General features: G+C 73.0%; 7 protein-coding genes and 1 rRNA gene. 6 read left to right on the forward strand and 2 right to left on the reverse strand.

Annotated elements, in window-relative coordinates:
* Positions 1–57: 57 nt before the first annotated feature.
* The 6 genes from rsgA (at position 58) to ACFWI8_RS33040 (ending at position 7,678) form a co-directional block, all read left to right on the forward strand.
* On the forward strand, positions 58–1,128 hold the full coding sequence (rsgA, locus tag ACFWI8_RS33015; protein WP_387099090.1) for a ribosome small subunit-dependent GTPase A: 1,071 nt from the start codon (positions 58–60) through the stop codon (positions 1,126–1,128).
* A 182-nt stretch (positions 1,129–1,310) separates the two neighbouring features.
* Entirely contained in the window at positions 1,311–2,153 is an 843-nt protein-coding gene (locus ACFWI8_RS33020) for a hypothetical protein (protein ID WP_387099092.1), read from the forward strand.
* Positions 2,143–3,456: a hypothetical protein gene (locus tag ACFWI8_RS33025; protein WP_387099094.1), complete on the forward strand. Its 1,314-nt coding sequence runs from the start codon at positions 2,143–2,145 to the stop codon at positions 3,454–3,456. The genes ACFWI8_RS33020 and ACFWI8_RS33025 overlap by 11 nt, the downstream gene beginning before the upstream one ends.
* Entirely contained in the window at positions 3,453–5,006 is a 1,554-nt protein-coding gene (locus tag ACFWI8_RS33030; protein WP_387099096.1) for an SCO6880 family protein, read from the forward strand. The genes ACFWI8_RS33025 and ACFWI8_RS33030 overlap by 4 nt, the downstream gene beginning before the upstream one ends.
* 64 nt (positions 5,007–5,070) lie before the next feature.
* The gene (locus ACFWI8_RS33035; RefSeq protein ID WP_387099098.1) at positions 5,071–6,480 is read left to right on the forward strand and encodes an ATP-binding protein; all 1,410 of its coding nucleotides are present in this window, start codon (positions 5,071–5,073) and stop codon (positions 6,478–6,480) included.
* Positions 6,481–6,484: 4 nt separating this feature from the next.
* A complete protein-coding gene (locus ACFWI8_RS33040) occupies positions 6,485–7,678 on the forward strand; it encodes a type VI secretion protein (protein ID WP_387099100.1) in 1,194 nt (397 codons plus the stop codon).
* Here ACFWI8_RS33040 and ACFWI8_RS33045 read toward each other — a convergent pair.
* Both ACFWI8_RS33045 and rrf read right to left on the reverse strand, forming a co-directional pair.
* Positions 7,659–8,147 carry a GNAT family N-acetyltransferase gene (locus ACFWI8_RS33045; RefSeq protein ID WP_311604636.1) on the reverse strand — a complete coding sequence of 163 codons (489 nt, stop codon included), beginning with the start codon at positions 8,145–8,147 and terminating at the stop codon, positions 7,659–7,661. The two genes, ACFWI8_RS33040 and ACFWI8_RS33045, sit on opposite strands and share 20 nt — an antisense overlap.
* Before the next feature lie 92 nt (positions 8,148–8,239).
* Positions 8,240–8,333: ribosomal RNA gene (gene rrf / locus ACFWI8_RS33050) — 5S ribosomal RNA — on the reverse strand; the annotation flags it as partial.

Genomic DNA, 8,333 nt, shown 5'->3' on the forward strand with positions numbered 1-8,333 from the left:
GCTGAGCACACCGAGCCGCCACCACCGGACCCCACCTTTCACCCAAGGGTCCTCACGTTGACTTCGCCTCAGGCACCTTCCCACTCCCACCCCCTCACCTCCTACGGCTGGAACGCCGACCTGGCCGCCGCGTTCGCCGACCACCAGGCCGCCGGCCACCACCCCGCCCGCATCGTCCGGGTGGACCGCGGCCACGCCACCGCCGTCACCACCACCGGCACCGTCCGCGCCACCACCGACCAGCGCACCGCCCCGCCCTGCACCGGCGACTGGGCCGCCCTGCGCCCGGGTCCCACCCCCGAGCTGGCCGCCGTCCTCCCCCGCCGCACCGCCATCACCCGCGCTTCCGCGGGTGCCCGCTCCCACGCCCAGGCCCTGGCCGCCAACGTCGACACCGTCGCCATCGCCGTCTCCCTCGCCGGCCGCGCCGCGCCAGGGCTGGTCGAACGACTCCTCGCCCTCGCCTGGGAGAGCGGCGCCCGGCCCGTCATCGTCCTCACCAAGGCCGACCTCGCCACCACCGACCCCGCCGACGCCCTCGCCGAGACCGCGGAGCTGGCCCCCGGCGTCGACGTCCTCCTCACCAGCACCGCCACCGGCGAGGGCCTCGACACCCTCACCGCCGTCCTCACCGGCACCGTCGTGCTGCTCGGCGCCTCGGGCGCCGGCAAGTCGAGCCTCGGCAACGCCCTCCTCGGCGCCGACCTCCTCGCCACGGGACACGTCCGCGAGCAGGACGGCAGGGGCCGCCACACCACCGTCCACCGCGAACTCCTCCCCCTCCCCACCGGCGGCGTCCTCATCGACACGCCGGGGCTGCGCGCCGTCGGCCTCCAGGACACCGGCGACGGCATCGAGCAGGTCTTCGCCGAGATCACCCAACTCGCCCGCCACTGCCGCTTCGCCGACTGCGCCCACCAGACCGAACCCGACTGCGCCGTCCTCGCCGCCGTCGAGGACGGCGCCCTGCCCGAACGACGCCTCGTCAGCTACCGCAAGCTGCTGCGCGAGTCCGCCTGGGCCGCCTCCCGCGACGACGCCAGGCTCCGCTCCCGACGCACCGCGGAACGCAAGGCCATCACCCGCCACCTCCGCGCCACCTACGAGCACCGGAAGCCCCAGATCTGACCGCCGGTCGGGCGCCCGGGAACCGGCACCTCCCGGGCGCCCCCACCCCACCGTGCCTCCATGCGACGTCCATGCCACCTTCACCCTCACCAACCGGGGATTCCCAGGGGCCGAACGTCAGTTGAGGACGCTAACGTCAAGGGGGTAGGTACTAGACTCGCAGCCGGTTGAGGGGGCGCGACATGAGCTACGGCGACGACTACGACGACACGCGCGCCCGCGGCGTTCCCGCCGGCACCCGCACCCGGCTGCCCGAGCAGCGCGAGCCGGCCACCCGCCGCCAACCCGCCTCCACGGGCCGCGGCCTCGCCGCCGTCATCGGCGTCGTCGTGCTGCTGCTCGGCGCCATCGTCTTCGCCAACCAGACCCGCGACGAGGGCAACGGCGGCGAAGGCGGCGGCAGTTCCGAGACGGACGGCGGCGGCGACCGCGCCCAGCCGACCGCGCCCAGCGGCCAACCGCCCGTCGACACCTCGACGAACGGCATCCCCGTCGGCCACCCGCAGACCGAGCAGGGCGCCCAGAGCGCCGCCGCCAACTACGCCGTGGCCCTCGGCGGCACCGAGATGTTCGACCCCACGCGCCGCCCCACCATCGTCGACACCGTCTACGCGCCCGAGGTCGCCGCCGCCCAGGCCGCCGAGTACGAGCGCACCTACAGCGACCCCGACTTCCTCACCCGCATCGGCCTCACCGAGGCCGGCGCCGCCCCCGCCGGCACCACCTTCGTCGCCCGCGTCAACCCCGTCGGCACCAACACCGTCCAGTACGAAGGCGACACCGCCCGCGTCGCCGTCTGGTACTCCACCCTGTTCGGCCTCGCCGGTGCCGACTCGCGCAACCCCGTGACCGAAGGCTGGTACACCACCACCTACGACCTCGTCTGGGTCGAGGGCGACTGGAAGATCACCGCCTTCGACGAGCAAGAAGGCCCCGCTCCGGTCGGACGGGACCAACGCGCATCAACGGCAGAGGAGATGGCCGATGCGGTCGAGCAGTTCGGCGGGTTCACCTATGCGCGCTGACCACCGCCCCCCGCGCCCGGGGCGGCTGGCGGCCAGACTCGCCACCCTCACCGGCGGCCTCGCCGGCCTCCTCGCCCTCGGCGCCGCCCTCGCCACCCGCGCCGCCGCCGCCGAGTCCGACGAGGACTGCGGCCTGCTCAGCGGCCAGGCCCGCGAGATCTGCGAGGGCAACCCGGAGGACGGCGGAGGCGGCGACGGCGGCAACAGCCCCACCAGCGCACTCGACCCGCTGTCCTCCCTCGCCCGCGGCTGCGCCGACGCCGCCGCCTGGATCGTCAACGAGCTGTCCGACCTGGTGAACTCGACCACCAACGTCGACTTCACCAACACCTCGTTCCTCCGCCAGTACGCCGTCGTCTTCGCCGCCTCCACCGTCCTCACCCTCATCCTCTGGCTGCTGGCCATCGTCAAGCGCGCCGTCCGCGGCGTCCCCTTCGCCACCGCGCTCTCCGAGGCCATCGGCTACCTCTGGCTCACCGTGATGGCCTCCGCCTTCACGCCCCTCATCCTCTATGTCGTCGTCTCCGCCACCGACAACGTCACCGACGCCATCGTCACCGGCACCGGCGACAACTCGGCCGCGTTCTTCGGCGACTTCGCCGCCGCCCTGGAGGCCGGCGAGGACATCGGCGGCGGCCCGATCATGCTGATCGTCGTCTCCCTGATCTCCATCCTCGCCGCCGGCGTCCTCGCCCTCGAACTCGTCATCCGAGCCGCCATGCTCTACGTCGGCGCGCTCCTCGGCACCGCCGTCTACTCGGGTCTCGTCGACAAGAACCTCTGGGGCCACGTCCGCGGCTGGGCCGGCATCATGATCGCCGTCATCCTCATCAAGCCGGTCATCGCGATCGTCCTCGGCCTCGCCGCCGCCCTCACCAGCGGCGAGGAGAACGGCCCCACCGCCGTCTCGGCCATCGTCTCCGGGCTCGCCATCATCATCCTGGCCATCTTCGCCTCCGCCATGATCTACCGGTTCGTGCCCGGCTTCGGCGACGAGATCGTCAACCACCGCGCCATGCGCCAGGACACCAGCAGCCGCGCCGCCCGCGCCGCCGTCTCCACCCCGGCCAGCCTCGTCCGCGAGGGCATGTCCACCCACGGCGCCCGCGGCGGAGCCGCCGCCGGCGGTGCGGCCGGAGCGGCGGCCGCCGGCGGCGGCCAGGGCCCGCGGCCCGCCAACCCGGTCGCCGGCGGAGTCGCTGCTCACAGTTCCCGTACCGGCCAGTCGGGTTCATCATCGACTGGAGCGAACTCCAGCCGCACCGGGAACCCGGGCTCAGACAACCGAGGAGGTAGCAGGTGACCACTCCGCCCCACACCCTGACCAGGCGCCGCACCTATCTCATCGGCCGGGCCAGGCCACAGGCCATCGTCGGCAGAAACCGCGAGGCCGGCGAGATCGCCCTCATCGTCGCCGGCGCCTTCCTCGGCATGATGAGCGGCATCCTCATCCCCGCCCTGACCTTCCGCCTCGTCGGCCTGGTCGGCTTCCCCATGCTCGCTCTCGCCGCCGTCTACCTCCCGTACAACGGCCGCACGTTCTACCGGTGGTTCGAGATCAACCGTTCCTTCAGGCGCACCCAGCGCCGCGGCGCCACCTACCGCTCCGACGCCCCCGAGGCCGGCATCACCCTCGACGGCCGCGAGGTCGCCGTCGGCGCGCCCCCCGGCGTCGGCCGCGTCGAATGGTGCCCCACCGCCTTCGGCCCCGACGAGCTCGCCGTCCTCCTCCACACCGACCGGCGCACCATCACCGCCGCCATCGAGATCGAGGGCCCCGGCGTCGGCCTGCGCGACAGCGAGGACCAGGAGGCCCTCGTCGAGCGCTTCGGCACCCTCCTCAAGCACGTGGCCAACGGCGACGGCCACGTCACCCGCCTCCAGATGCTGGCCCGCACCCTCCCCGCAGACCCCGACGCCCACGCCAACGACGTGCGGGAGCGCGGCGACACCACCGCCCCCGGCTGGATCCAGGACTCCTACGACCAGCTCCAGTCCATGGTCTCCACCTCGAGCGAGCAGCACCGGGCCTACCTCGTCGCCTGCATGCACCACTCGCGCGACCTCAGCAACGAGGCGCAGTCCATCGCCCGCGCCGCCCGCACCACCGGCGACCGGCGCCGCATGTCCCAGGACGAGGCGCTCGCCGTCGTCATGTCCCGCGAACTGGCCGACATCTGCGCCCGCCTCACCGAGGCCGACATCCGCGTCCGCCAGCCGCTCGGCGAGGCCCGGCTCGCGTCCCTGATCCACTCCATGTACGACCCCGACCACCCCATCGACCACATCCAGGCCATGTCCAAGCGCAACGCCTGGCCCGCCGAGCTCGACGCCCGCGAGGCGACCTACCTCCAGGCGAAGACCCGCGAGTCCGACACCCGCGAGCCCTGGTGCCACGCCACCGCCTGGGTCAAGGAGTGGCCGATGACCCCCGTCGGGGTCAACTTCCTCGCCCCGCTCCTCGTCCACACGCCCGACGTCATCCGCACCGTCGCCGTCTGCATGGACCTCGAGCCCACCGAGATCGCCATCGAGCGCATGCTCACCGAGAAGACCAACGACGCCGCCGAGGCGTCCCGCGCCGCCAAGATGAACCGCACCGTCGACCCGCGCGACGTCGCCGCCCACGGCCGCGTCGACCAGCGCGGCGACGACCTCGCCACCGGCGCCGCCGGCGTCAACCTCGTCGGCTACCTCACCGTCTCCTCGCCCAACCCCGAGGCGCTCGCCCGGGACAAGCGCACCATCCGCGCCTCCGCCGGCAAGTCCTACCTCAAGCTGGAGTGGTGCGACCGCGAGCACCACCGCGCCTTCGTCAACACCCTCCCCTTCGCCACCGGGATCAAGCGATGACACGCCTCCCGGTGACACCCCCCGTGCCACACCCCGTGACGTGGACCGTGAAAGAGGTGCCGCCATGCCGCCCCGCGATCCACTGAGCGTCATCACCGAGGCCTTCACCAGCCTCCTCTTCGGCCGCACCGAGACCACCCGGCTCCCCGTGCGCACCTCGACCGGCCAGGCCCAGGCCGTCTACCTGCCCACCGCGGCCCCGGGGCTCGGCGACTCGGGCGTCATCATCGGCCGCGAGGTCTACTCGGGCAAGGGCTACATCTACGACCCCTTCCAGCTCTACGGCCAGCAACTCCCGGCCCCCCACTGGCTGGTGCTCGGCGAGTCCGGCAACGGCAAGTCGGCCCTGGAGAAGACCTACGTCCTGCGCCAACTCCGTTTCCGCGACCGCCAGATCGTCGTCCTGGACGCCCAGGGCGAGGACGGCGTCGGCGAATGGAACCTGATCGCCGAGGAGTTGGGCATCACCCCCATCCGCCTCGACCCCATGGCCGCGCTGGACGGCAGCGTCCGCCTCAACCCGCTCGACCCCTCCATCACCTCGACCGGGCAGCTGGCCCTGCTCCGCACCATCATCGAGGTCGCCCTCGGCCGCACCCTCGACGAGCGCTCGGGCTTCGCCCTCAAGGTCGCCCACGCCTACGTCAACCAGCACGTCACCGGCCGGCAGCCCATCCTCACCGACATCGTGGAGCGCCTGCGCCACCCCCAGCCCGAGTCCGCCGACGCGATGAACGTCGCCCTGGAGGACGTGCGCGCCTGGGGCCTGGATGTCGCCCTCGTCCTCGACCGGCTCGTCGACGGCGACCTGCGCGGCATGTTCGACGGCCCGACCACCGTCGGCATCGACCTCGACGCCCCCCTCATCGTCTTCGACCTCTCGCACATCGACCGCAACTCCATCGCCATGCCCATCCTCATGGCGATCGTCGGCGTCTGGCTCGAACACACCTGGATAAGGCCCGACCGGAAGAAGCGCATCTTCCTCGTCGAGGAGGCCTGGCACATCATCAACTCGCCGTCCGTGGCCCAGCTCTTCCAGCGCCTGCTGAAGTTCGGCCGCCGGCTCGGCCTCTCCTTCGTCGCCGTCGTCCACCACCTCTCGGACGTCGTCGACGGCGCCGCGGCCAAGGAGGCCGCCGCCATCCTGAAGATGGCCTCCACCCGCACCATCTACGCCCAGAAGACCGACGAGGCCCGCGCCACGGGACAGGTCCTCGGCCTGCCTCGCTGGGCCGTCGAGATCATCCCCACCCTGACCCCCGGCATGGCCGTCTGGGACGTCAACGGCAACGTCCAGGTCGTCAAGCACCTGGTCACCGAGGCCGAACGCCCTCTCGTCTTCACCGACCGCGCCATGACCGAGTCCTCCGCCATGCTGCCGGCGGACGACGCGCTGACCGACGCCGACGCCTACGAGGCCGAGACCGCGGCCCGCGTGATGTCCTTCGAGAAGCGGCAGGGCGTCGGGTAGGCCCATGAGCAACGACGCACCCGAGCGCCGCGGCGGTGTCCCCGACGCGCTGCTCGTCGGCGCCCTCGGCCTGGCCCTCGGCATCACCACCCTCGTCTGGACCGCCACCGGTCTCGCCGGGCTGCTGCGGCACGGCGCCTGGCCGGACGGCGTCACCTTCCTGCGCACCGCGGGCGCCCTCCGCTCGTTCCTCACCGCCCCGCGGGACGTCGCCGCGGCCTGGCCGGCCGCGGACCCGGCGACGCTGCCGAGCGCCGCCCTGCTGTGGCTGACCTTCCTCTTCCAGCTCGTCGTCCTGTTCTCCACAGCCCTGTGGATCTCCATCCGGCTCGCGCACTTCCGCGCCCGCCGCCAGCACCGCGAGTCCCCCGCCGAACCGGAACCTGCACCCGCACCCGCACCCGTCGTGGAGCGCGCACCCGAACCGGCGCCGCCCGTCATCGAGCCCGAGACCCCCGCCGTCTCCGTCGCCGTCCCCGTCGAGTCCAGCGGCGGCCAGGACCCACTCGCCACCGTCCTCCAGGCCCCACCAGGACTGGTCGTCGTCGACCCCACCGGCCGCCTCTGGACCGGGACGGCCCGCCAACGCGACAAGCTCGGCCCCGTCCACGTCTACGACCCGGGCCACGCCACCGACAGCCCGACCCGGCTGCGCTGGGCGCCGCAACGCGGCTGTGAGGACATGCCACTCGCCCGCCGCCGCGCGGGGGCCCTGCTCGCCCCGGTCCGCCCGAGCGAACCCGTCTTCCGGCTCGACGCCGAGACCGCCGAGATACTCCTCCGCTGCTACCTGCACGCCGCCGCCCTGGCCGGCGAGCCCATTCAGCAGGTCCACCGCTGGGCGAGCGGCCGCTCGGCCGGCGCCCCCGGCAAGATCCTCCGCACCCACCCGCGCGCCGCGGGCGGCGCCTCCATGGAGCTGGAGAGCGCACTCACCGCGCACCCGGGCCGCCGCGACGCCGCCCTGGAGCTCATCGGCCGCGCCCTCGGCGGCCTCGACCAGCTCCACATCCGCCAGTCCTGCACCCCGGGCCGGGTCGACCCGATCGCCCTCGACAACCTCGCCGGCGAGGGCGGCACCCTCTACGTCGTCGGGGACCAGCGGGAGACCGCCGCCCTCCGCAGCGCCCTCGTCGACGAGTTGGCCACCGCCCATCCCCAACTGACCGTCGTCGACGTCACCGAGGCGCGCGCCTGAGCACCATCTCGTAGGCGCCGAACGACGGGTCGTCAGGGTCGGTGTCACGCGTGCCGGTCGGCTGGAAACCCAACGAGGCGTAGAAGCGGGCGGCCCGCGCGTTGGACTCGTGGACGCGGAGCCGCACCTCGCGGGCGCCGGCCCACTCGATCGCCGCCCACATCAACCGCGCCGCCAGGCCGGTGCCGCGGTGTTCAGGCAACAGATACACCCCGACGACCTGCGCCCAGCGCGGCTCCCGGTACACGCCGACCATGCCCGCCCAGGCCCCGTCCGCCTGCTCCCCGACGAACACGACCGTGCCCCGCCCGGCGGCCCTGCGCTCCCACTCCCCCCGGGTCAGCTGCAAAGCCTCCTCGTAGGGCTCGAAGAACGCGACCGGCGCGACGGGATCACGCAGCGCGGCGAGCCGCAGCTGCCTGAACTCCCGCCAGTCCTCACGGCATGAACGCCGGATGGTGTACGCCATGCGGCCGATGCTTCCACCCGGCCCGTCGAGCCGCAACACAAACGCGTGTAGGGCCCGTTGGCGAACCAACGAGCCCTACACACTCAATAATTGTCCGGCGGCGACCTACTCTCCCACACGGTCCCCCATGCAGTACCATCGGCGCTGGCAGGCTTAGCTTCCGGGTTCGGAATGTAACCGGGCGTT

Source organism: Streptomyces sp. NPDC127098, assembly GCF_042722465.1.
Classification (GTDB): Bacteria; Actinomycetota; Actinomycetes; order Streptomycetales; family Streptomycetaceae; genus Streptomyces; species Streptomyces millisiae.

Bases quoted from the DNA above. Each gene is read 5' to 3' on its own strand.
- ACFWI8_RS33025 (WP_387099094.1), top strand. From the start codon at position 2,143: ATGCGCGCTGACCACCGCCCCCCGCGCCCGGGGCGGCTGGCGGCCAGA.
- ACFWI8_RS33020 (WP_387099092.1), top strand. From the start codon at position 1,311: ATGAGCTACGGCGACGACTACGACGACACGCGCGCCCGCGGCGTTCCC.
- ACFWI8_RS33045 (WP_311604636.1), bottom strand. From the start codon at position 8,147: ATGGCGTACACCATCCGGCGTTCATGCCGTGAGGACTGGCGGGAGTTC.
- ACFWI8_RS33035 (WP_387099098.1), top strand. From the start codon at position 5,071: ATGCCGCCCCGCGATCCACTGAGCGTCATCACCGAGGCCTTCACCAGC.
- ACFWI8_RS33040 (WP_387099100.1), top strand. From the start codon at position 6,485: ATGAGCAACGACGCACCCGAGCGCCGCGGCGGTGTCCCCGACGCGCTG.